Genomic DNA, 23,006 nt, shown 5'->3' with positions numbered 1-23,006 from the left:
TCGGTCGCGCATGCTAATCATCCTGGACACTACGGATATCAATGTTCACGACGTGCCTGGATGTGCCAGAATCCCAACGTCGTTTACGTCCCTTACACAGCCAAAACCGCTCCGGGTATTTCCATAAGATACATTATCAATCCTTTATCTGTAGGCGCAAAGTTTAAATGTCACCCCTCTGCCAGATAGAAATGTCATCCTTGTGCCATATGGTCTCCTGGGTGGAGGGCGTGATGGATGATCCCATCGACATGTCTGGCGCCAGCAAAATCCTCCCCTAGCCAATCCGCGTCCGTCCCGATAGTTTCCTAGTCACCTTTACAGGAGGCGTGCGTATGACGGATGCTGGCGTCTCGCGGCTGACCGATCATCTGGGATTCTGGCTGCGCATGGTGTCGAACCATGTGTCGCATGGTTTTGCGCGCCGCCTGGACGGGTGCGGTGTGACGGTGGCCGAATGGGTGCTGATGCGCGAACTGTATGGGACGGAGCCGATGGCACCTTCCCGGTTGGCGGACCGCATGGGCATGACGCGCGGCGCCATCAGCAAGCTGTCCGACCGCCTGATTGCCAAGGGTCTGGTATGCCGGGTCGATGATCCATCCGACGGCCGCGCGCACACCTTGTCGCTGACCGGAACGGGTACCGGTCTGGTGCCCGATCTGGCACGTCTGGCCGACGAGAATGAAGCGGAATTCTTCGCCAGCCTGACGGACGAGGAGCGGCGGGTGATGGAGAGTGCGCTGCGCCGGATCGTGTCCGATTGCGGCCTTACGCACCTTCCCGTCGAGTAATGTTTGCGACCTTAATCCGCATTGCGGGCCATGATCCGCATGGCGAGCGATGTGGCCGACGCCCGGTTTTCCACACCCATTTTGGCGAAGATGCGTTCCAGGTGCTTGTTGACGGTGCGCGGGCTGATACCCAGGATTTCGCTGATCTCGCGGTTGGTCTTGCCATGGATCAGCCAGCGCAACACCTCCACCTCACGCAGGGTGAGGTCGAGTTGGGCGCGCAATATATCCTCGCCCGACGGACCTGCGGCCGTCAGTTGGAACAGATACTCCCCCGGACCCGTAGGCAGCAGGTAACGGGCCGGTCCCACCCCGGCGGCGGGCGCCAGAGCTTCTACCGTCTCCGTATCCGACCCACCAGCGACGGCGCGAAGCAGCAGGGCCTGCACTGGTTCCGGCGGTACGGCGCCTTCCCCGAAGGCCGCCGACAGCAGGCTGGCCGCCTGCGGCGTGGACCACAGGATATGCCCTTGCGGATTGACCGCGAACAGATGCCGGCCCGACGCGTCCAACGCCAGCCGCGCGCCATGCGCCGCGCGGGCCGTGGCGATATGCACCCGGATGCGGGCCAGCAGCTCCACCAGATTGACAGGCTTGGTCACATAATCTGTGCCGCCGGCCTCCAGCCCGCGCAGCACATGCGCCGTTTCGGTCAGGCCCGTCATGAAGATCACGGGCAGATGCGCCGTGCGCGCATCCCGCTTGATCTGCTGACAGGTGGTGAAGCCATCCATGCCCGGCATGACGGCATCCATCACCACCAGCGACGGCATGACGCGTTCCAGCAGGGTCAAGGCCGCCTCCCCCCTTGTTGCGGCCAGGGCGGTGAAGCCGCCGCGTTCCAGCGCGTCGACCAGCATGTTCAACTCGTCGCGATTATCATCGACGACCAGCACCATATCCCCCGCCGCCGCCCCGTCACGCATGCTCCGCCCCCACCATCCCGGCGGTTCCCAGAACCTCCGCCAGCCGTTCATATTCAAAGCCCTGGGCCAGCAGCGACAACCGGTCGAACCAGCCCTCATGCCCCGGATAGGCCACCCTGAGTTCGCGCAGCAACAGTTCGATCCCCCGCGCATGCCCGATCTTGGCCAGGTTCAACAGGCCGGCGATTTCCGCCGCCGTCAGGGCGGGGGCCGCCTGGGCCGCCTCCCCCACCGGTTCCTCCCGCCGCCAGTCCAGGTCCAGCAGAACCTCCAGCCGTTCCAGCAACTGTGCGATATCCACCGGTTTCACCAGGAAATCATCATGCGGCTGGTCGGTCCCCCTCCCCCGTTCGGCCAGATCATGGGCTTCCGCCGACAAGAGCAGGATCAGCAGATCCTCCATCCCGCCATCGCGCAGGGCCTGGGCCACCTGCCAGCCATTCAGGCCCGGCATGGAGATATCCAGGATCAGCAAATCCGGCCTGTGCCGGGGCGCCAGATCCAGGCATTCCGCCCCGTTGGACGCAAAGATCAGGTCAAAGCCCAGCGGTTCCAGCAATTGCCGCATCATCGCCAGATGTTGCGCATCATCATCACACAGCAGGATGGTGCGCCGGTCGCCGTGATAGCCCAGCACCCGGTGGCTGGGCCGCGCCTGCACCGGCGCCCGAACCTCTGACAGCAGCATATGCACCTTGAAGCTGCTGCCCTTTCCCGGCTGGCTGTCCATGGTCAGTTCGCCCCCCAGCACATGGGTCAGAAGCCGCGTGATGGTCAGGCCCAGGCCTGTGCCGGGGATGGCGTCCATGCGGCTGGGCAGGTTGCCCCGGTCGAACGGCAGGAAAATGCGCTCCCGGTCCTCCGGCGCCACGCCGATGCCGGTGTCGGCCACCTCGAATTCCGCCGTTTCCCCGCGCCGCCGCACGCTGAACCGCACCTGCCCGCGCTCCGTGTACTTCACGGCATTGGACAGAAGGTTCATCAATATCTGGCCCAGCCGCTTCTCGTCCGTCAGGACAAAACGCGGCAGGGTCGGGTCCGGGCGATATTCAAACGCCACATCCTTGGCCGCCGCCTGCGGCCCGAACATGTCGGCCAATTGCGCCAGAAAGGCCGGCAGGTCCACGACATCGCGGCTGATCTGTACTGTGCCGGTCTCGATCTTGGAAATATCCATCAACCCATCGACCAGCCGCGTAATGTGCTCCGCACTGCGCCGGATCACCCGCACCGCATCTTCCGGCTGCCGCAGGCCACCGCGTTCCAGAAGCTGGGCATAGCCATTGATGGAATTCAGCGGCGTGCGCACCTCGTGGGAAAGGCCCGCAATGAATCGGGTCTTGGCGATATTGGCGGATTCAGCCGCTTCCTTGGCCTTTTGCAGGGCGGCATCGGTCTGTTCGTGGGCCTCGATCTCGTCCAGCAGCAGCGTCATCCGCCGCTCGCTCTCTTCCTCCGCCAGACGCCGGCTTTCATGGGCCAGAACGATGGCCCAGGCCGCCAGCCCCATGATGATCAGGGCCGACGCAAAGACGATCTGCAGGGTGGTCCGCACCGTTTCCTTCGACACGCCCGGTATCGCCCCGTACTGCGTGCCGATCAGGGCCAGCAGCATGGCCATGCCCGCCGTCAGCAGCGCCATGACGGCCGCAAACCGCCCGATGCGGCTGCCCAGCCAACGGCGCAACGCGGCCGGCAGATGGTTGCCCACCAGATCGGACAATTGCTCCCCCAGCGTCGCCCGCACCTTGCACCGGTCATGACAGCGCGTTTCCAGCGAACAGCAGAGCGAGCAGATGGGCGCGCCATAGGCCGGGCAATAGGACATGTCCGGCGGCTCGAACATATTCTCGCATACCGAACAGCGGATCAGGCCGCCCTCCGTCGCCATCACATCCGGCTGCCGCGCAATGTAATAGCGCCCCTTGGTGGCCCAGGCGATGACGGGGGCCGAGACAAAGGCCGACACCAGCCCCAGTAACGGTGCAAAGGCCCGCGCCAACTCCCCCAGCAGCCCGAAAAAGGCCGAGAGCGACAGCAGCAGGGATATGCCCATGGCACCGACACCCACGGGGTTGATGTCGTACAGGTGCGCGCGGCGGAATTCGATATTGGGCGGGCTCCAGCCTAAGCGCTTATTGACCAGAAGGTCGGCGGTCAGCGCCCCCACCCAGGCCACGGCCAGATTGGCATAGATGCCCAGGATGCTCTCAATGACCCCGAAAATCCCCATCTCCATCAACATCAGCGCCAGCATGACGTTGAACACCAGCCAGACGACGCGGCCCGGATGGGAATGGGTCAGCCGGGAGAAGAAGTTGGACCAGGCGATGGAGCCGGCATAGGCATTGGTGACATTGATCTTGGCTTGACAGACCACGATGAACACCACCGTCAGCGCCAGCGCCAGACCGGGGGAGGAGACCAGCCGTTCAAACACCATGCGATACATGGATGTCGGTGTGGCCGCGTCCAGCGCACTCATGCCCGCCTGCATGGCCGCGTACCCCAGCAGCGACCCCGCCACCAGCTTGGCCCCGCCGATGAAGATCCAGCCCGGCCCCGCGATCAGCATGGCGCTCCACCACCCGACCTTGCCCGCCCGTTTGCGGTCCGGCAGGAAGCGAAGATAATCCACCTGTTCCCCGATTTGCGGCAGCAGCGACAGCAGTACAGACGTTGCCAGCCCGAAGGCCAGCAGCGAAAACCCGCCCTCCGGCGCGTGTAGCCCCGCCAGACTGGTCCAGCCCGACAATTCCCCCGGTGCCGCCAGCATGACAAAGGCCAGGGGGGAAAGCTGCAGCACCAGCCAGACCGGTTGCGTCCAGACCTGCATCCAACTGATCTTGCGGATGCCATGGATGGCGATGGGCAGCACGATCAGGGCGCTGATCATGTGTGACAGCCAGAGGGGGATGCCCAGGCAGAGGGTCAGCGCCTCCGACATGATGGCCGCTTCCAGCGCCAGCAGGATGAAGGTGAAACCCGCATAGATCAGGGAAGTGAAGGTGGACCCGATATAGCCGAAGCCGCCCCCGCGGGTCAGCAGGTCCATATCCACGCCGAACTTCGCCGCGTAATACGCGATGGGCAGGCCGGTCGCCAGCACCAGCATGGAGACCAGCACAATGGCCGCCATGGCATTGGTGAACCCATAGGCCAGGGTAATCGACGCCCCGATCGCCTCGCACGCCAGGAAGGAGATGGCGCCCATGGCAGTATTGCCCACCCGGAACGGCGACCAGCGCCGCGCCCGGTCGGCGGTAAAGCGCAGGGCGTAATCCTCCACCGTCTGGTCGGAGACCCAGCGGTTATATTGCCGCCGCACACGCACGATGGGCAGCGATTTCAGCATGCGGAGATGTCCATCAAAGCCCAAGCCCCCCACCCTGTTCCACCCCATGCCCAGCACCCTAACCGGGTCCAGGATACGCAGACATACGTCGTCTGACGTATTCGTTTTCGCATCTGCGAGACATTAACCTTCCTTTCACAAACAAGGGCCATGGGCAGCAACAGCCCGGCCACGGATTTTTCCGCATAACAGGGGGTGCTTCATGATGGGACGCAAGTTTGCGTCGCGGCCGGCGGCTGCGCGCGTGGCGGTATCGGCCTTGGCGCTTATGCTGGCCGGCCTGTCCGCTTCCCCGGCTTCGGCCGGTTTCACGCAGACATTCGGGGACGGCAAGTCGCTGTCCATCGGCCTGGGCATGCGCGGTTCCTATACCAGCGCGGAGGACGCCGCGCCCAGCGGCAGCGACCGGTCGAATGAATTCAATCTGGACAGCGTGCGCGTCTTCGTCTCTGGCTCCTTGTCAGACACGATCAAGGCGACCTTCAATACCGAACGCGATGGCGACGGGAACCTGAAGCTGCTGGACGGTTACGCCCGCTTTGAATTCTCCGATGAATTCAACATCTGGGTCGGCCGCATGCTGCCACCCAGCGACCGCGCCAATCTGGACGGTCCCTATTATATCAACGCCTGGTCCTATCCCGGCGTGGTCTCGCAATATCCGGCCAAGTTCGCGGGCCGCGATGATGGCGCCACCGTCTGGGGCAAGCTGCTGGACAAGCGTCTGACCTATGCCGCCGGCGCCTTCAAGGGCCATAACCGCATCCGCGGCGCCAGCAACCAGGGCGACAATATGCTGTTCACGGGGCGGCTGGCCTATAACTTCCTCGATGTGGAGGATAACCCCGCCTACTACACCAGCAGCACCTATTACGGTTCCGCCGATGTTCTGACGCTGGCCATCGCCGGCGCCTATCAGGAAGACGGCGTCGGCACCGCCGCCCGGCCCGGCGATTACGGCGCCGTCAGCATTGATGCGCTGTTTGAGAAGAAGCTGGGTGATGCCGGGGCCGTCACCCTGGAAGGTGCCTGGTATTCCTATGACACGGACGGCGTGGCCGACGTGGCCCCCGGGTTCGGCGGCGCGTCGGGCACCGCCAATGTCGGCGGCATCGTGGCGGGCGAGGCCTGGCTGGTCGGTGGCGCCTATCTGCTGCCGGGCAAGGTCGGTATCGGCCAGTTCCAGCCCTTCGTGCGCTATCAGACCTTCGACCCCGACGCCTCGCGCTTCGATATCAAGCAATATGATTTCGGCGTGAACTACGTGATCAGCGGCCATTCCGCCCGCATCAGCGCCGAATATTCCACGGTCGATACCGGCCTGGGTGCTGACAGCGACCGGTTCACGCTGGGACTGCAATTGCAGTTCTGACGGTGGCGGCCACGCTCACCCTTTCCCCAAAACCATTTCTGCTGACGGGAGATAACCCCATGTCGCGTCGTCAATTCCTGCGTTCCGCCGTTCTGTCCGTCACCGGTGCCGCCCTGATGCTGGGTACGGCCGGGGTGGCGCTGGCCGCTGACAAGCCGCCCATCAAGGTGGGCATCCTGCATTCGCTGTCGGGCACCATGGCGATCAGCGAGACGACCTTGAAGGACGTCATGCTGATGCTGATCGAGGAACAGAACAAGAAGGGCGGCGTGCTGGGCCGCAAGCTGGAACCGGTGGTGGTAGACCCTGCCAGCAATTGGCCTTTGTTCGCCGAGAAGGCGCGCGAGCTGCTGGCGGTGCAGAAGGTCTCGGCTACCTTCGGCTGCTGGACCTCGGTGTCGCGCAAATCGGTGCTGCCGGTGTTTGAGGAACTGAACGGCATCCTGTTCTATCCCGTACAGTATGAAGGGGAGGAAAGCAGCCGCAACGTGTTCTATACAGGTGCCGCGCCGAACCAGCAGGCCGTGCCCGCCGTTGATTACCTGATCGGTGAAGGGGTGCAGCGCTGGGTCCTGGCCGGCACCGACTATGTCTATCCGCGCACGACCAACAAGATCCTGGAAGCCTATCTGAAGGCCAAGGGCGTGAAGGCGGAAGACATCATGATCAACTACACGCCCTTCGGCCATGCCGACTGGCAGTCGATCGTGAAGGATATTAAGAAGTTCGGCAGCGCCGGCAAAAAGACGGCCGTGGTGTCCACCATCAATGGCGACGCCAATGTCCCCTTCTATAAGGAACTGGCCAACCAGGGTATCAAGGCGACCGACATCCCCGTCATCGCCTTCTCGGTGGGTGAGGAGGAACTGGCCGGCATCGACACCAAGCCGTTGCAGGGCCACCTGGCCGCCTGGAACTATTTCCAGAGCGTGAAGACGCCCGTGAATGCCGACTTCATCAAGAAGTGGCAGACCTTCACCAAAAACCCCAAGCGCGTCACCAACGACCCGATGGAAGCCCATTATATCGGCTTCAACATGTGGGTGCAGGCGGTGGAAAAGGCCGGAACCACCGATCCCGACAAGGTGATCGACGCCATGGTCGGCGTGGCCGTGCCCAACCTGTCGGGCGGCTATTCCGCCATGCTGCCCAACCACCACATCACCAAGCCGGTGCTGATCGGCGAGGTTCAGGCCGATGGGCAGTTTGAAACCGTGTGGAAGACGCCCGGTCTGGTGGCCGGTGACGAATGGTCCGACTATCTGCCCGACAGCAAGGACCTGATCGCCGATTGGCGCAAGCCGCTGTCCTGTGGAAACTTCAACACCGCCACGGGCAAGTGCGGCGGGGCGAAGTAAGCGCCTCTCCTGATGTTGTTCCCTCACCCTCCCATCGTTTCCGCGATGGGCCCCTCCCTCTCCCGCTAAGCGGGAGAGGGGCGAATTCCACCCCGCGCCCACGAACGTGGGCGCGGGGTGGGCCCGTTGGCGCCAGTCAATGGGAGGGTGAGGGTGCCCCGCACCCATGAACCCGCCCCCGAAAGGCCACCCCATGCGAATGCTGCTTCTGCTGCTGTCCCTGCTGGTCACGCCGCTGGCCTGGGCACAGGCGACGGGTCCACTGATCGATGCGCTGGCGACCGACGATTACGCCGCCAAGGAACAGGCGCTGACGGCCCTGACAGAAACGGGTGATCCCGCCATCGTCCCGGCCCTGACGGCGCTGGAAGGTGGGGCGCTCTACCGGCGGCTGGCTGATGACAAGGTGCTGATCGGGCGGGAGGATGGCGACAGCATCGCCCTGACCGACCCGCTGACGGGGGCGGCCCTGGGAACGGAGCCGGCGGGCAATGTTGAGCTGATCCGCGTCAATAACCGCCTGCGCCGAAGCATCGGTGCGGCCCTGGGGGCGCTGACCCTACGCAGCCCCGACGCCGCCGTCCGCCAGACGGCGGCCGATGCCGTTTTCATCAGCCGCGACGCCACAGCGTTGCCGCTGGTGGAGGCGGCACTGGCGGCGGAGAAGGACATAAAGGTCAAGCGCAGCCTGGAACAGGCCCGCGCCGCCATCCTGCTGGCCGATGACACCCTGGGCACCGATGACAAGCTGTCGGCCATCACCACCATCGCCGACAAGGGCGGACAGGCGGCCCTGGCCCTGCTGAACCCGTTGATGGGCAGCGAGGATGCGGCGGCGGCCAAGGCCGCAACAGAGGCGGTGCGGCTGATCGAGAACAAGCTGGCCTGGGCGGCGGCGGCGCAGAATATCATCTATGGCATGTCGCTGGGCTCCGTCCTGCTGCTGGCCGCCATCGGGTTGGCCGTCACCTTTGGGGTGATGGGCGTCATCAATATGGCGCATGGGGAAATGGTGATGCTGGGCGCCTACACGACCTATGTCGTGCAGGAGATGATACGCACCCATGCGCCGGGCCTGTTCGACTGGTCGCTGCTGATCGCCCTGCCGCTGGCCTTTGTGGTGGCGGGTGGCGTGGGCATCCTGATCGAACGTGGGATCATCCGCTTTCTCTATGGCCGCCCGCTGGAAACGCTGCTGGCCACCTGGGGCCTGTCGCTGGTGCTGCAACAGGCCGTGCGCTCCCTTTTCGGTCCTACCAATATGGAGGTGGGGAACCCCGCCTGGATGGCGGGCGCGTTCCAGGTGGGCGAAATCACTATCACCTATGGCCGCATGTGGATTTTCCTGTTCGGCCTGATCGTCTTCGCGGCCCTGATGCTGCTGTTGCGCCGCACGCCCTTGGGCCTGCAGATGCGGGCCGTGACGCAGAACCGCTCCATGGCACGGGCCATGGGCATCCGTACCGCACGCGTCGATGCGCTGACCTTCGGCCTCGGTTCCGGCATTGCCGGTCTGGCGGGCGTCGCCTTGTCACAGATCGACAATGTCAGCCCCAATCTGGGCCAGGGCTACATCATCGACAGCTTCATGATCGTGATCTTCGGCGGCGTCGGCAACCTGTGGGGCACGCTGGTCGGCGCCCTGTCGCTGGGCATCGTCAACAAGCTGCTGGAACCGCTGGCCGGGGCCGTGCTGGGCAAGATCCTGGTGCTGGTCGGCATCATCCTGTTCATCCAGGCGCGTCCGCGGGGCCTTTTCGCCCTGAAGGGCCGTGCCATCGAACATTAAGGGGACGCCCATGCAAGGCGGAATTCTGTTGTCCCGGCTGGACCGGGCGGGTCTGGCCTTTGGTGCGGTGGCGCTGGGCCTGGCCATCCTGATCCCGGTGCTGAACCTGGCGGTGCCGGCGGACAGCGCGTTCCATGTGCCCCCGCATGTGGTGGCGCTGATGGGCAAGTATCTTTGCTATGCCCTGCTGGCCTTGTCGGTCGATCTGGTCTGGGGCTATTGCGGCATTCTCTCTCTGGGCCATGGCGCCTTCTTCGCGCTGGGCGGCTATGCCATGGGCATGTATCTGATGCGGCAGATCGGGCCGCGCGGCATGTATGGCCACCCCACCCTGCCCGACTTCATGGTCTTCCTGAACTGGCCGGAACTGCCCTGGTACTGGCTGGGCTTCGACCATTTCTGGTTCGCCGTCCTCATGGTGCTGCTGGTGCCGGGGTTGCTGGCGGGACTGCTGGGCTGGCTGGCTTTCCGCAGCCGGGTGACGGGCGTCTATCTGTCGATCATCACCCAAGCCATGACCTTCGCCCTGCTGCTGGCGTTCTTCCGCAACGATATGGGCTTTGGCGGCAATAACGGCCTGACCGATTTCAAGGATATCCTGGGCGCCTCCATCCAGGCCGATGGCACGCGCAGCGCCCTGTTCGCCGCCTCAGCCATCGCACTCGCCCTGGGTTTCATCCTCTGCCGCTGGATCGTGCGGTCAAAGCTGGGCCGCGTGCTGGTCGCCATCCGCGACGCCGAAAGCCGGACGCGCTTCCTGGGTTACCGCGTGGAACAGTACAAGCTGCTGGTCTTCGTCACGTCGGCCTGCATGGCCGGGGTTGCGGGTGCGCTGTATGTCCCGCAGGTCGGTATCATCAATCCCGGTGAATTCAGCCCTGCCAATTCGATTGAAGCGGTGATCTGGGTGGCCGTCGGCGGTCGCGGCACCCTGATCGGGTCCATCATCGGGGCGGTGCTGGTCAATTTCGGCAAGACCCTGCTGACCAACGCCCTGCCGGAGATCTGGCTGTTCGCGCTGGGCGGCCTGTTCATCGCCGTCACCCTGTTCCTGCCGCGCGGCATTGTCGGCCTCTGGACCGGCTACTGGACGAAGCGGCGCGAAAAACAGGCTTCATCCATCACCACCCAGCCCGTGACGGAGGGCCAATAATGTCCAAACCCGATCCGCAGCACACCCAGCTTTACCTGGATGGCGTCTCCGTCAGCTTTGATGGTTTCCGGGCGCTGAACAACCTGTCCCTGATCATCATGCCGGGGGAGATGCGGGCCATTATCGGCCCCAATGGCGCCGGCAAGACTACGATGATGGATGTCATCACCGGCAAGACCAAGCCCGACAAGGGCACTATCCTGTTCGATGGCGACACCGACCTGACGGAAATGGACGAGGCCGGGATTGCCACCTTGGGCATCGGCCGCAAGTTCCAGAAGCCCACTGTCTTCGAAAGCCACACCGTTTGGGACAATATCGATCTGGCCCTGGCGGGAAAGCGCGGCCCCCTGGCCACCCTGTTCCACCGTGACGGGGCCGATGATGACCGTATCCTGTCCATCCTGGACATCATCCGCCTGTCGGCCCGCCGCCATGTCCTGGCAGGCTCCCTGAGCCATGGGCAGAAACAGTGGCTGGAAATCGGCATGCTGCTGGCCCAGGAACCGAAGCTGCTGCTGGTCGATGAACCGGTGGCCGGCATGACCGACGCCGAAACGGCGGAAACTGCGCGCCTGCTGCGGGAGATCGCGCAGACAAGGTCCGTCGTTGTTGTCGAACATGACATGACCTTTGTCCGCGATCTGGATGTGAAGGTGACGGTCCTGCATGAAGGATCGGTCCTGTCTGACGGCTCGCTGGACCATGTCAGCGCCGATCCGCGCGTCATCGAAGTCTATCTGGGGCGGTGATCCATGCTGAACGTCAATGAAATCGACCTGCATTACGGTGCCGCCCAGGCCCTGCGCGGGGTCAGCGTCCTGGCTCAGCCGGGCAAGGTTACCTGCCTGATGGGCCGCAACGGTGTGGGTAAATCCTCCACCCTGCGCGCCATCGTCGGCCACCGCGCGATCAGCGGCGGTTCCGTCACCTGGGAAGGGGCCGACATCTCCCGACTGCCGACAGAGGAGCGCGCCCGGCGCGGCATCGCCTATGTGCCGCAGGGGCGGGAGATTTTCCCGCTGCTGACGGTGAAGGAGAACCTTGAAACGGGTTACGCCCCCCTGCCCCGCCGACAGCGTTCGATTCCCGATGAAATCTTCGAGCTGTTCCCGGTGCTGAAATCCATGCTGTCGCGACGCGGCGGCGACTTGTCGGGCGGACAGCAGCAGCAGCTTGCCATCGGCCGCGCCCTGGTCACCCGCCCGCGGCTGCTGCTGCTGGACGAACCGACGGAGGGCATCCAGCCCAGCATCATCAAGGATATCGGCCGGGCCATTTCCTGGCTGCGCGACCGGGGCGATATGGCCATCGTCCTGGTGGAGCAATATTTCGAATTCGCCCGCGATCTGGCCGACCTTTACGCCGTACTGGAGCGAGGAGAGGTGGTGATGGCGGGTGACAAGGCGGGGCTGGTGGAAACAGAGGTACGGAAGTTCCTGACCGTCTGACCCGCGGCCCCGCGGTAGCGGCGGAAATGGACCTGTCCAAGGCGGCGGCGGCACCGCACAATCCGGCGACCTTTCCCGCCCGGAGTGTGCCGCCATGGCCAAGCGCCTGTTCACCCAAGCCCGTGTCTCCCTGACCGTCCTGGCGTTATGCTCGGCGCTGCCCGCCCTGGCGGCGGAACGGTCATGGACGCTGCCGGGTGAGGCCTTGGAGGTTTCCAGCCCCTGCGCGCGGGAGGTGGAGATCCTGCCCGCGACGACGGCACGGGAGATCGGCATCAAAGCGGTGGCGGAAAATCAGGAGGAAATCGACTCCCTGTCCGTGACAGGGTCCGGCAGCGGCGTCACGGTCACCAAGCAAACCAAGCGCTGCCCCTTCTCCCAGGGGGGCAAACAGACGACGATGCGCCTGACCATCACCCTGCCGGCCGGCAGCGACCTGCGCGTGCATAATGGCAGCAGCGCTGGTTACCGCGTCCGGGTGCCGGTCGGCGATCTGGAACTGCGCCTGTCCGGATCCGGCGGCTTCGCGGCGGAACGGGTGACGGGCCGGTTGCAACTTGGCCTGACCGGCTCGGGCGAGGCCCTTATCAAGGAGATGACGGGCAAGGATGCCAGCCTGCGGGCCTCGGGCAGTGGCGGGATCACCGTGGGCGGCACCGTCAGCCGGCTGGAGATCGATCTGACGGGGTCGGGCGGTGCAGAGGTGGCGGCCGCAGGATCAACGGAGGTGGAAACCAGCGGTTCCGGTGGCGTGCGCGTTGATACCATCAACGGCACACTGTCTTTTCGCGCGTCAGGGTCCGGCAGCATGAAGATCGGGTCGGTCAGTGCCGATCAGGCGTCCATCCGCACTTCCGGTGATGGTGGCATCAGCATCCGGGAGGGCCGTATCGGCCGGCTGGACGTATCCGCCACGGGCAGCGCCGATGCCCGCATCGCCGCCACCGTCGACAGCGCCGATCTGTCGACCAGTGGCAGCGGCAATATCGATATCCAGCGCGTCACCGGGCCGGTTCAGCAACGGCACAGCGGCAGCGGGCGCATCCGCATCGGCGGCTGATACGATAACGGCCGAAGGTTCCATCCGCTGGCTGGGACATTTCGCAAATGCAGCATGAAAAGGCCGTTTCATTCGGCGAGGCGCGCGCGCCATGGGTAACCATAATGGTGCGCTGCACGCGCACCATACCCCTTTCCGTATCATACCCCCAAATCTCCCGTGCGTCCTTGCGGTGCGGATGCCCATCATCCTCTCGGCGCGCCGCCCTGGGTGGCCGCCGGTGAACGCCCGCTGACGGGCAACAGGGAAGAATGGGGAGCGGGAAATGTCGTCGGCCCGAACAGGTCGCATCGGCCTGTGGTGCTGTGCTGTGATCCTGATGCTGGGGACGGGCGGCTGTGCCACCTTCCCACCCAAGGCCGATGCCGGCAAGGCGCCGGCCGTCGCATCATTGCCACCACCCGCACCGCGCACCGCCGCCACCCGTCCTGCCCCGGAACCGGCAACGCCGGCGAAGCGGCCAGCGACCGCAAAACCGCCGCCGGTATCGGTTCCCGCCCCTGACCCCGCCCCGCCACCCCTGCGGCCGGTGGGAATGGATGAGGAAACGCTGAAAAACCTGCTCGGCCAACCCAGCGCCAGCCGGGACGAGACCCCCGCGCGGGTCCTGTCCTTCCGGCGCAGCCAATGCGCCTTGAACCTGACGCTTTATCCCGATGTGGAGAGCCGTGTCTTCCGCACCCTGTCCTACGAGGTGACCAGCGATGACCATGACGAACGCACAGCCAGGACTTGCCACGCCCGCTTCGGACTTCCCGCCGATGACGCCGTCGGTGTGGCAGCCCGGCGCTAAACGCACCGACGGCCACGACCTGCGTCTGGCCCTGGTGGATGATGATGATGATTTCCGCGAGGTGGTGGGCGCGGAACTGGAGGATCACAACTTCTCCGTCACCTGTTTTGCCGACGGCCCGCTGCTGCTGGATTTCCTGGCCGACGGGAACGAGGTGGATGTCATCATCCTGGACTGGAACCTGCCTACCACCAACGGTGTCGACCTGCTGCCGCAATTGCGCCGGCGCGGGGTGAACATTCCCGTCATCATCCTGACCGCCCTGTCGGGCACCAGTTATGAGATGGCGGCCCTGGAACGCGGGGCACAGGATTTCATCGACAAGTCGCGAGGCGTGCCCGTCCTGGCCCGGCGAGCCCGCCTCATCGCGGAAGCCGCAAAGGCCCCGCCCGGCGTGCCGATGGAGGAGATGGTGGAACATGGCGCCCTGCTGCTGAAACCCAGGCTCAGTCGGGCCTTGTGGCGTGGGGTCGATGTCGATCTGACCGTGACGGAATTCAACATCGTGCAGAAATTGGTCGCCAATGCCGGCGACCACGTCACCTACCGCGCCATCTATGACTGCGTGCATCACAGCGGTTTCATCGCGGGGAGCGGCGAAGATGGATATCGAACAAATGTCCGATCCTCGGTCAAACGTATCCGCAACAAGTTCCGAGCCCTCGATCCCGAGTTCCAGGAAATCGAAAATTTCGCCGCCTTCGGATATTGCTGGCGCAACCCGCCGACCCCGGTTTGACACGCTCCGCCAACGGGCGACACAGGCGGTTTCTTCGCTCAGCTTCAAGCTGGTGATGCTGGTCGGCATCTTCGTGGCCCTGCCCGTGGTCCTCTATGGGCAGTTTGAGGAGGCCGACCGCAAGAGCCGCGAACTGGTCGCCGAAAGCCTGCGCCGCGACGGCTGGCTGGTGGCCCAGGCCCTGGGCGCCCGCCTGGAACAGCGGGAGGATCTGCCGCCGGCGCAGTTGAACGCCATGCTGGAGAAATTTGCTGATAACGGCACCATCCTGCGCCTGATGTTCCAGCCGCGGATGGGGGACGCCGCCGGCGGGTTCTTTTTCGTGGCATCAGCCCCGCGCATGCCGGCGGATCAGTTGGGGGCCGATCTGGACCTGCTGGGCCGGCACGGCATCCTGAAATCGCTGGGCGAAAGCTGTTCCTGGGATAAGCCGGTTGAAATCCGCTATCGTCAGATGGACGGGGCGGAGGAAATCCTGACCTCCGTCATCCCCATCCAGGGCAGGCGCGGCTGCTGGGTGCTGGTATCTGCCGACAATTCATCCGCCATGCTGAACAGCGCCTTTGGCCGCCCCTATTGGCAGACGGACAATGTCCGCATGGCGGCCTTGATCTATCTGGCGCTGGCCGGGCTGGCGCTGCTGGTGGCCTGGCGCATGCGCGGCGCGCTGCGGCATTTCCGGCGGGTGGCGGGCGACATCAGGCGCGGCGGTGCCAGCGCCTCCGCCTTCGCCGACCGCAATCCCTTGCCGGAACTGGCCAGCGTGGCCCATGATTTCGACCGGCTGGTGCAGGATCTGAACCGCGCCGCCGCCAATATCCGCAGTTCTGCAGAGGATAACGCCCATTCGGTGAAGGCACCGCTGGCCGTCATCCGCTCGGCGCTGCAGCCGCTGAAGAACGCCGTCCCGGCGGATGATCAGCGGTCGCAGCGTGCGCTGCAACTGATCGAAACCGCGCTGTCCCGGCTGTCGGCGCTGATCTCCGCCGCCCAGCGTCTGGGCAACGACACCGCCGATTTTATCGAGGCGCCGAAGCTGCGCATCAACCTGACCCAGGTCGTGGCTGATGCCCTGCACAATGCCCGCGACATCTCCAGCGACCGGCAAATCCGCTTTGTCCGGCATCTGGATGACAATGTGCGGGTGCTGGCACCCGAAGGCATCCTGGATATCATCATGGAGAACATCCTGGATAATGCCTTGGGCTTCTGCCGCCCCGGTGGCACCATCACCACCACCCTGACCCGCAGTGCCACGCGTGTCGACCTGATCATCGATGATGAGGGGCCGGGTGTCGATCCAGGCAAGATCGAACATATCTTCGACCGCAACGTCTCCATCCGCCCGCCCGCCAAGGCACCATCGGGGGAGCCCTCCCATGCCGGCCTGGGCCTGTGGATCGTGCGCCACCATGTGGAGGCGATGGGTGGGACCGTTGAGGCCTCCAACCGTGCCGGTGGCGGTCTGCGTATGCATGTACGGCTGCCCCGCAACAACTGGTGATACCCACACCATGAAGGTGTGTGCCGGCGCTTGATGCCCGGCAACCGGTCGCGATCATCGGTGACGCGTATATTTTCAGCGCCTCAAGCGCCGGCGCCAACATCCGTTGGCTTGGCTTCACGCGGCACGAGCCGCGCGGCGGTGGTCACCGCCGTACCATCGGTCATCATTATGTCCGATGGTATAACCGGACCACAGCATGGTCACTGGCGACCCTGCCCCCCGCCTGCGCACAGTGATCCTGGCGGTGGGAACGGGAGGTCCGCCGCCGGTCCGCGCCGGCATCCGACGCCGGATAATGCCACCGCCCCTCCCCCGCCCGGACCCGGATGAGCATCACGGCCACCCCTGCACGCGGCGGCACCATGCCCCCCCGCCCCGAACCACCCGCCCGCCGGGGCTTGTCACCCGCACGTCTGATGCGCCGGGCGGGCCTGACGGGGGCCGCCGCCTTGTCCGGCCTGGCGGTCGGTCATTGGCTGGAACCGGCGGCCGGGCTGCTGGCCGGGTTTGCGGTGCTGATCGCCGGGCTGTTCCTGACCTGCCAGGGGCGTAACGCCCGGAATTTCAACAATACGGACGATGTCGAGGCCGCCACCGACCTGACCGTCCTGGCGGAACTTCCCGAATTTACGGATACGCCGGATGCGCTGGCCCAGGTGCTGCGCGGGCCGGATGGCGACATCGCCGCCCGGCTGCAGGCCCTGCACAGGCATCTGCTGGCCACCAGCGCCGACAGCAGCCCGATGCGTGTCGCCATCACCTCGGCAGAAAGCGGCGAAGGCCGGTCGCTGATGGCCGCCATGCTGGGGCGGTTCCTGGCCAGCCGGGGGCACCGCGTGCTGCTGATCGATGCCGACTGGTGCGATCCGGTTCAGCACCTGCATTTCCACATACCATCGGCCCCCGGTCTGGCCGACCTTCTGTCACGACAGCCGCCAGGCCTGGACGAGGTGGTGCGCACTGACCCGGTGTCCGGCCTCGATTTGATCACAACTGGCACCGGCAAGCTTTCCGCGCGCAAGCTGCTGGGCGAACCGATGCAACGGCTGCTCGCAGATCTGTCCGACAGTTACGAACTGGTGCTGCTGGACCTGCCCCCCATCATGGTCGCCGCCGACACGCTGCTGCTGTCGCGGATCGTGCATCGCCTGCTGTTTGTTGTGCGCTGGCGGCACACCCGCCGCAACCGGGCGATGGGGGCGCTGGCGCGGCTGCGCAAGGCGCGGGGCACCGTGTCCGGCATCGTGCTGACCCGTGTCGGCAACGGTAACCGGGCCCCCTGACATGCGTTCCTGTCTCCTGTCGCTGGAGGCCGGTGACCGCCGGTCCTGCGCGCCGGGGCCGGTGATCCGTGACGACCATCAGACCCCCAAACAGCCCTGTGGTGCGGTGCAGCATCAACCGGCCACAGAATGACCACAACCGATTGCATCTGGCCGTTGTTAACGTCGTAACCGAAGCGCGGGGCCATGACCCCGCCGCCACCGGCGACAACATCCCCAACCTCTGAGAGATGGAGTGCAAGATGGCACCGCATTCCCTAACCGGCACCATGTCGCGACAGGCGGTCCTGATCGGATCGACCGGCAGCAGCAGCCGCGCCTATGACTGGCACCGGCTTCACGCCGCGGCCATCGACAGCCACCTGGACCGTGAACGCCGGGTCCTGCCGCTGCGCGAACCGGCCACGCGGGCCAGCAAGCGGCTGTTCGATATCCTGGCCTCGGCCTCGCTTTTGGCGCTACTGTCGCCCTTGTTCCTGGCGCTGGCGGTGCTGGCCAAACGGGATGGCGGCCCCGTCCTGTTCGGTCATCGCCGCGTCGGCCTGCGGGGGCGCAGCTTCAAATGCTGGAAATTCCGCACCATGGTACCGAATGCGGAGGCCGTACTGGCCCGCCTTCTGGCCAGCGATCCCGAAGCGCGGGCCGAATGGGAACGGGATTTCAAGCTGCGCGACGATCCGCGCATCACCAAGGTCGGTCGCTTCCTGCGTACCACCAGCCTGGATGAGCTGCCGCAGCTTCTGAACGTGCTGACGGGTGACATGAGCCTGGTGGGCCCGCGTCCCATCGTGCAGGACGAGGTGCGGCGCTACGGGGCCGCCTTCCATGATTATGCCCGCTGCCGCCCCGGCATCACCGGCGTCTGGCAGATTAGCGGCCGTAACGATACCGGCTATGGCGAGAGGGTGCGGCTGGACCGGGATTATGCCCGCAACTGGAGTTTCCTGTCCGACCTGCGGGTCCTGCTGCGCACGCCGTCAGCGGTGCTGCGCCGCGATGGCGCCTACTGAACCGGGCGCCATCATGGGAACGAACGGCATCAAACTGTTCTCGGTACTGGCGACGCTGGTCCTGGCCGGTTGCGCTCAGCGGCAGGCCAACCTGCCCCCCGCGCCGCAGGTCGCGACCCCGGTGGCCGGCAACGCCGCCACCCTGCCCGGCTACAAGGTGCAGGTGGGTGACATGCTCTATGTCCGCCTTTACCTGAACCCGGAGCTGAACGAGGAGGTGGTGGTCCGCCCCGACGGCATGATCTCCACCGCCGTGGCCGAGGATGTGCTGGCCTATAACCGCTCCCCATCGGAGATTTCGGCGGCGCTGCGGGAGAAATACCGCCCGCTTCTGTCCGATCCGCAGATCACGGTGATCGTCCATTCCTTCGCCCCCAACCGCGTCTATGTGGCGGGAGAGGTGGGAACCCCCGGTGAATTCATCACCGTCGGCCCCAACCTGACCGTCAGCCAGGCCATCGCGCGGGCCGGCGGGGTGAAACTGTCCGCCTCGCGGGACAATATCTTCATCCTGCGTCGGGGAGAGAGCGACAAACCGGAAGCGCTGGCCGTCGATTACATGGGCGTGATTTCGGGCAAGAACCCGGCTGCCGATGTGCGGCTGGCCCAGTATGACGTGATCTATGTGCCGCGCACCGGGGTCTATGAGGCCTACACGTTCTGGAACCAGTTCGTGCAGCAGTTCGTGCCCTTCAACTGGGGCTTCACCTACAACATCAACCCTTCGAACAACTGACGAAGGGCTGATCCGCTTTCCATGCCGGAACCGGAGAAGGCCTATGTACGCGACCGCGATCCCCTATGGCGTGCTGATCACCATCTGCAAAAGGTGGCGGCTGTTCATGGCCGTGTTCCTGGGAACCCTGCTCCTGGGCGTCGGTTACCTGACCTTCGCCACGAAAAAATATGAATCCGTGGCCGAACTGGTGGTCACCTTCGGCCGCTGGTCGGCGCCGGAGGTGGAACGCAGCCCGGCCCAGGAACTGACCCCGTCCGACCGGCGGGAGATCGTGCTGGCCCATGCCGCCATCCTGCACAGCCATGATCTGGCCCGCGCCACGATCGAGGCTGTTGGCATCGACAAGGTCTATCCCGACATCGCCGAAAACCCGCCTTCCCGCGGGACCCCCATGGATGCCGCCGTGTCGCGGCTGCTGGAGGATCTGGCGGCGGAGGTGGGCAACCAGGACAATATCATCACCCTGTCCCTGCGCCACCCTGACAAGGAAATGGTGCCGAAACTGGTGCGCAAGCTGATCGACCTTTATGTCGGACGCCAGACCCAGATCTACCACAACCCGCATGAAGGCTTCCTGGCCGGCGAGGTGCGTCAGGCCGGCGACCAGTTGGCCCGGGCGCAATCCACACTGGAACAGTTCAAGGACCAGTGGCGCATCAGCTCCTTTGACCGCGAGGTGGAGGATCTGCTGTCCCAGCGTGGCGACCTGGATACCAGCCTGCACGCCGCCCGCGCCGCCCTGGCCCAATCGCAGGAGCGCAAGCGCGGCCTGGAAGAACTGATGCGCAAGGTGCCGGAGAAACTGCCGGAAAACGCCAGCGGCGAAAAATACCGCGCCCTGGACGAGGCGCAGTCCAAGCTTCTGGAACTGAAGATGAAGCAAAGCCAGATGGTCGCCACCTACAATCCCGATGGTCCCGCCATGACGGCCCTGAAGGCCGGCATCGCCACGGCCGAGCGGGAAGTGAAGGTACGGCGGGCCGATCTGGAAAAGCGCTCCGCCAACGCCCCTAACAGTGTCTATCAGACCCTGCAGACCGACTATCTGCGCGCCAGCGCCGATGTCGAAGGCAATGCACAACCCGTGGCGATCCTGTCGGGGCAGATCGCGGCGCTGGACCAGCGTCTGCTGGAATTGCGCCAGAACCGGGGAACATTCGACGGTCTGGTGCGTGAATACCAGATCAAGGAGGAGGCGTACCGTTCGCTGTCGGTGCAGCACGCCAATGCCCGCGTCAAAGGCAACCTGAATGACGAGCGGATTTCCCCCGCCGCCGTTCTGTCGGAGCCGACGCAACCCTACCGCGCCGTGCGTCCGCGCAGCCTGGCGACCCTGCTGGCCTGCCTGATCGGCGGTGCCCTGCTGGCCACCATCGCCGTGCTTCTGCGAGAGGCGCGTGACGACCGGTTCACCACGGCGGAGCAGGTGGTCTACCTGCTGGACCTGCCCGTGCTGGCCAGTTTTGAACGTCAGCCGCATCGACCGCCCCTGCAACTGCTGGCTTACGGAGATGCCGAATGACCAAGCTGAACATCGCCCCGGAACATTATCACGACCCGTCCCCGTCCTTGCCCGGCCACCCTGTCCGGGAGGTGGACTGGCACGTTCCGGAGGATATCGCTATGGTCGATCTGATCGAGCTTTATCTGGAGATCGACGCCGCCCTGGCCGGCGATGGCGGCATGGCCATCCAGTTCCTGGCGGCGGGTGCCGGCCCCGGCGCGTCGGAGATCGCACTGGACATGGCCTGGGCCGCCAGCAGCGTGCTGGGCAAGAGGATTCTGGTGGTCAACTGCACGCGCCAGCCCTGGACCCCCTGGGCACAGCCGCACACCGATCCCGCCATGGAGGGCGTGGTGCGCGCCCTGGCGCGGCAGACCGAACTGCTGAAGATCCCCGACCAGGACATGTATATGGCCGATCTGCGCAACTGGCCGGGACGCGGCATCAACCCGGCCCGGACTGACGAGATCGCCAGCCATCTGGACGGATTCCGCCGGCATTTCGATATGGTCATCGCGGTGGCCCCGCCCGCCGATTCCGAACCGCTGGGCGCCATCCTGTCGGCCCATGTCGATGGCAACATTCTGGTGATCGAAGCCGAACAGACCCGCCGCTCGGCCGCCATCCGCCTGCGTGAACTGCTGGTCCGCTGCAACCGCCCCATCCTGGGCGCCGTGCTGCATGACCGTCAGAACCATGTGCCAGGCTGGATGGCAAAGCTGCTGTGATGGGGCCACGCTCCCCCTCACCCTCCCAAACGCTGCGCGTTCCGTTCCGCCCCTCCCCCGCCAGGCGGGGGAGGGGCGGAACGGAACGCATGCTTAATCTCGCCCCTCGCCCACGAAGTGGGAGAGGGAGGGGGCCCGCCGCAAAGCGGTGGGAGGGTGAGGGCGGCCCCTTGCGGCGCCAGACAAAACCTCCACCAACAGGAGACCGCACCCGTGCATATCATGGTGGTGAACAATCTGTACCCGCCCCTGATGGCGGGTGGGGCGGAACGGATCGTGGCGTTCCTGGCCGAAGGGCTGGTGAAGCGCGGACACCGGGTCACGGTCGTGTCCACCTGCGGCCCGGAAATGGAACCCTATCCGGTGGAAATGCGGGAAGGCGTGGAGGTCATCCGCTTCTTCCCGCCCAATCTCTACTGGTCGTTCGAACGCTCCTTAAAGCCGGGGCCGCGCAAATGGCTGTGGCATGCCAAGGATGCCTGGAACCGCGCGGCGGCTGACCGGCTGGGCGCCATCCTCGACCGGGACCGGCCCGATATCCTGCACAGCCACCTGATTGACGGGTTTTCCGCCGCCATCTGGGCGCGTGCCCGGTCGGAAGGTGTGCCCGTTCTGCACACGGCCCATGATTACCACCTGCTGTGCCCGCGCGCCTTCATGCTGACGGCGGATTGGAAACTCTGCACCCGCCCGCGCGCCCATTGCCGTCTCTACCGTCACTGGCATATCCGCACCACCCGCCATGTCGACCTGTTCGCCAGCCCGTCCCGCTTCCTGCTGGACATGCACCGGCGGGCCGGGTTGCAGGCCGGGGCCGGCACCGTTGTCCATAACGGCATCCCCCTGCCCGCCGACGCCACGGACATCCGCCGCCAGCGCCCGCCCGACGCCCGCCGTCGCTTCCTGATGCTGACCCGCCTGACCGTTGAAAAGGGTGTGGAAACGGTTCTGGACGCCATGGGCCGCCTGCCTCGCGATCTGGCCGTGGAGGTGTCCATCGCCGGCAAGGGTGTCCTGGAGGACCGTGTACGGGCGGCAGCCGCCACCGATCCCCGCATCCGCTATCTGGGGTTCCTGGACGGGCCGGCCAAGGCGGCGGCCCTGGCGCGGGCGGGTCATCTGCTGCTGCCCTCGCTCTGGTATGAGAATGCGCCCGTGACGATTGTCGAGGCGGCGGCCTATGGTCTGGGCCTGGTGGGCAGCGACATTGGTGGCATTCCCGAATTCGTGGAACCCGACGGCACCGGGTTGCTGTTCCCCCCCGGCGATGCCGGCGCCCTGGCCACGATCATGACGCGCCTGGCGACCGATCCGGGTGCCCTGCCGGGGCTGGCCGAGAATTTGAAGGCCCATGGCGCGCACGCCACCGGCAAAGCCTGCGGGCAGGCACAGAACCGGGCAGCCCGACATCGTCCCGGGAACGACGACCTCCATCCAGCGGTGAT

Annotated in this window: 19 protein-coding genes; 17 read left to right on the top strand and 2 right to left on the bottom strand. The window is 65.2% G+C overall.

Features of this window, described 5'->3' with window-relative positions; all coding sequences use genetic code 11:
* Positions 1–335: 335 nt before the first annotated feature.
* Positions 336–794 (top strand): MarR family winged helix-turn-helix transcriptional regulator, encoded by a 459-nt coding sequence (locus tag KBA48_RS24505; protein ID WP_292911330.1) that lies wholly within the window; start codon positions 336–338, stop codon positions 792–794.
* 11 nt (positions 795–805) lie between these two features.
* Here the strand turns inward: KBA48_RS24505 and KBA48_RS24500 are convergent, their stop codons facing one another.
* Both KBA48_RS24500 and KBA48_RS24495 read right to left on the bottom strand, forming a co-directional pair.
* Positions 806–1,720, bottom strand: a complete 915-nt coding sequence (locus tag KBA48_RS24500; RefSeq protein ID WP_292911329.1) for a DNA-binding response regulator — start codon at positions 1,718–1,720, stop codon at positions 806–808.
* Positions 1,713–5,075, bottom strand: a complete 3,363-nt coding sequence (locus KBA48_RS24495; RefSeq protein WP_292911328.1) for an ATP-binding protein — start codon at positions 5,073–5,075, stop codon at positions 1,713–1,715. Before KBA48_RS24495 ends, KBA48_RS24500 begins: the two co-directional genes overlap by 8 nt.
* A 202-nt stretch (positions 5,076–5,277) precedes the next feature.
* Here KBA48_RS24495 and KBA48_RS24490 point away from each other — a divergent pair, with 202 nt between their 5' ends.
* The 16 genes from KBA48_RS24490 to KBA48_RS24415 all read left to right on the top strand — a co-directional run.
* Entirely contained in the window at positions 5,278–6,447 is a 1,170-nt protein-coding gene (locus KBA48_RS24490) for a porin (protein WP_292911327.1), read from the top strand.
* A 41-nt stretch (positions 6,448–6,488) separates the two neighbouring features.
* Positions 6,489–7,805, top strand: a complete 1,317-nt coding sequence (gene urtA, locus KBA48_RS24485) for an urea ABC transporter substrate-binding protein (RefSeq protein WP_292911333.1) — start codon at positions 6,489–6,491, stop codon at positions 7,803–7,805.
* Between the two features lie 193 nt (positions 7,806–7,998).
* Positions 7,999–9,594, top strand: coding sequence for an urea ABC transporter permease subunit UrtB (gene urtB, locus KBA48_RS24480; RefSeq protein WP_367273872.1), 1,596 nt, complete (start codon positions 7,999–8,001; stop codon positions 9,592–9,594).
* A gap of 10 nt (positions 9,595–9,604) precedes the next feature.
* Entirely contained in the window at positions 9,605–10,747 is a 1,143-nt protein-coding gene (gene urtC / locus KBA48_RS24475) for an urea ABC transporter permease subunit UrtC (RefSeq protein ID WP_292911326.1), read from the top strand.
* Positions 10,747–11,499: an urea ABC transporter ATP-binding protein UrtD gene (gene urtD, locus KBA48_RS24470; protein ID WP_292911325.1), complete on the top strand. Its 753-nt coding sequence runs from the start codon at positions 10,747–10,749 to the stop codon at positions 11,497–11,499. Before urtC ends, urtD begins: the two co-directional genes overlap by 1 nt.
* 3 nt (positions 11,500–11,502) lie before the next feature.
* Positions 11,503–12,198, top strand: coding sequence for an urea ABC transporter ATP-binding subunit UrtE (gene urtE, locus KBA48_RS24465; protein ID WP_292911324.1), 696 nt, complete (start codon positions 11,503–11,505; stop codon positions 12,196–12,198).
* Positions 12,199–12,292: 94 nt separating this feature from the next.
* Positions 12,293–13,258 (top strand): DUF2807 domain-containing protein, encoded by a 966-nt coding sequence (locus KBA48_RS24460; RefSeq protein ID WP_292911323.1) that lies wholly within the window; start codon positions 12,293–12,295, stop codon positions 13,256–13,258.
* Between the two features lie 265 nt (positions 13,259–13,523).
* A complete protein-coding gene (locus KBA48_RS24455; protein WP_292911322.1) occupies positions 13,524–14,051 on the top strand; it encodes a hypothetical protein in 528 nt (175 codons plus the stop codon).
* Positions 14,020–14,790: a response regulator transcription factor gene (locus KBA48_RS24450; RefSeq protein WP_292911321.1), complete on the top strand. Its 771-nt coding sequence runs from the start codon at positions 14,020–14,022 to the stop codon at positions 14,788–14,790. Before KBA48_RS24455 ends, KBA48_RS24450 begins: the two co-directional genes overlap by 32 nt.
* A 55-nt stretch (positions 14,791–14,845) precedes the next feature.
* Entirely contained in the window at positions 14,846–16,294 is a 1,449-nt protein-coding gene (locus tag KBA48_RS24445; RefSeq protein ID WP_292911320.1) for a HAMP domain-containing sensor histidine kinase, read from the top strand.
* Between the two features lie 329 nt (positions 16,295–16,623).
* Positions 16,624–17,580, top strand: coding sequence for a CpsD/CapB family tyrosine-protein kinase (locus tag KBA48_RS24440; protein ID WP_292911319.1), 957 nt, complete (start codon positions 16,624–16,626; stop codon positions 17,578–17,580).
* Positions 17,581–17,822: 242 nt separating this feature from the next.
* Entirely contained in the window at positions 17,823–18,590 is a 768-nt protein-coding gene (locus tag KBA48_RS24435; protein ID WP_292911318.1) for a sugar transferase, read from the top strand.
* Entirely contained in the window at positions 18,577–19,326 is a 750-nt protein-coding gene (locus KBA48_RS24430; protein WP_292911317.1) for a polysaccharide biosynthesis/export family protein, read from the top strand. Before KBA48_RS24435 ends, KBA48_RS24430 begins: the two co-directional genes overlap by 14 nt.
* 43 nt (positions 19,327–19,369) lie before the next feature.
* Positions 19,370–20,851, top strand: coding sequence for a hypothetical protein (locus tag KBA48_RS24425; RefSeq protein WP_292911316.1), 1,482 nt, complete (start codon positions 19,370–19,372; stop codon positions 20,849–20,851).
* Positions 20,848–21,561: a hypothetical protein gene (locus KBA48_RS24420; protein ID WP_292911315.1), complete on the top strand. Its 714-nt coding sequence runs from the start codon at positions 20,848–20,850 to the stop codon at positions 21,559–21,561. Before KBA48_RS24425 ends, KBA48_RS24420 begins: the two co-directional genes overlap by 4 nt.
* A gap of 222 nt (positions 21,562–21,783) precedes the next feature.
* A partial coding sequence (locus KBA48_RS24415) for a glycosyltransferase family 4 protein (RefSeq protein WP_292911331.1) occupies positions 21,784–23,006 on the top strand: 1,223 nt, incomplete at its 3' end.

The sequence above is a fragment of the Niveispirillum sp. genome (genome assembly GCF_017996735.1).
In the GTDB taxonomy this organism is placed as follows: Bacteria; Pseudomonadota; Alphaproteobacteria; order Azospirillales; family Azospirillaceae; genus Niveispirillum.
The sequence above is the reverse complement of the archived record's forward strand: the minus strand, read 5'-3'. Positions and strand labels throughout refer to the sequence as shown.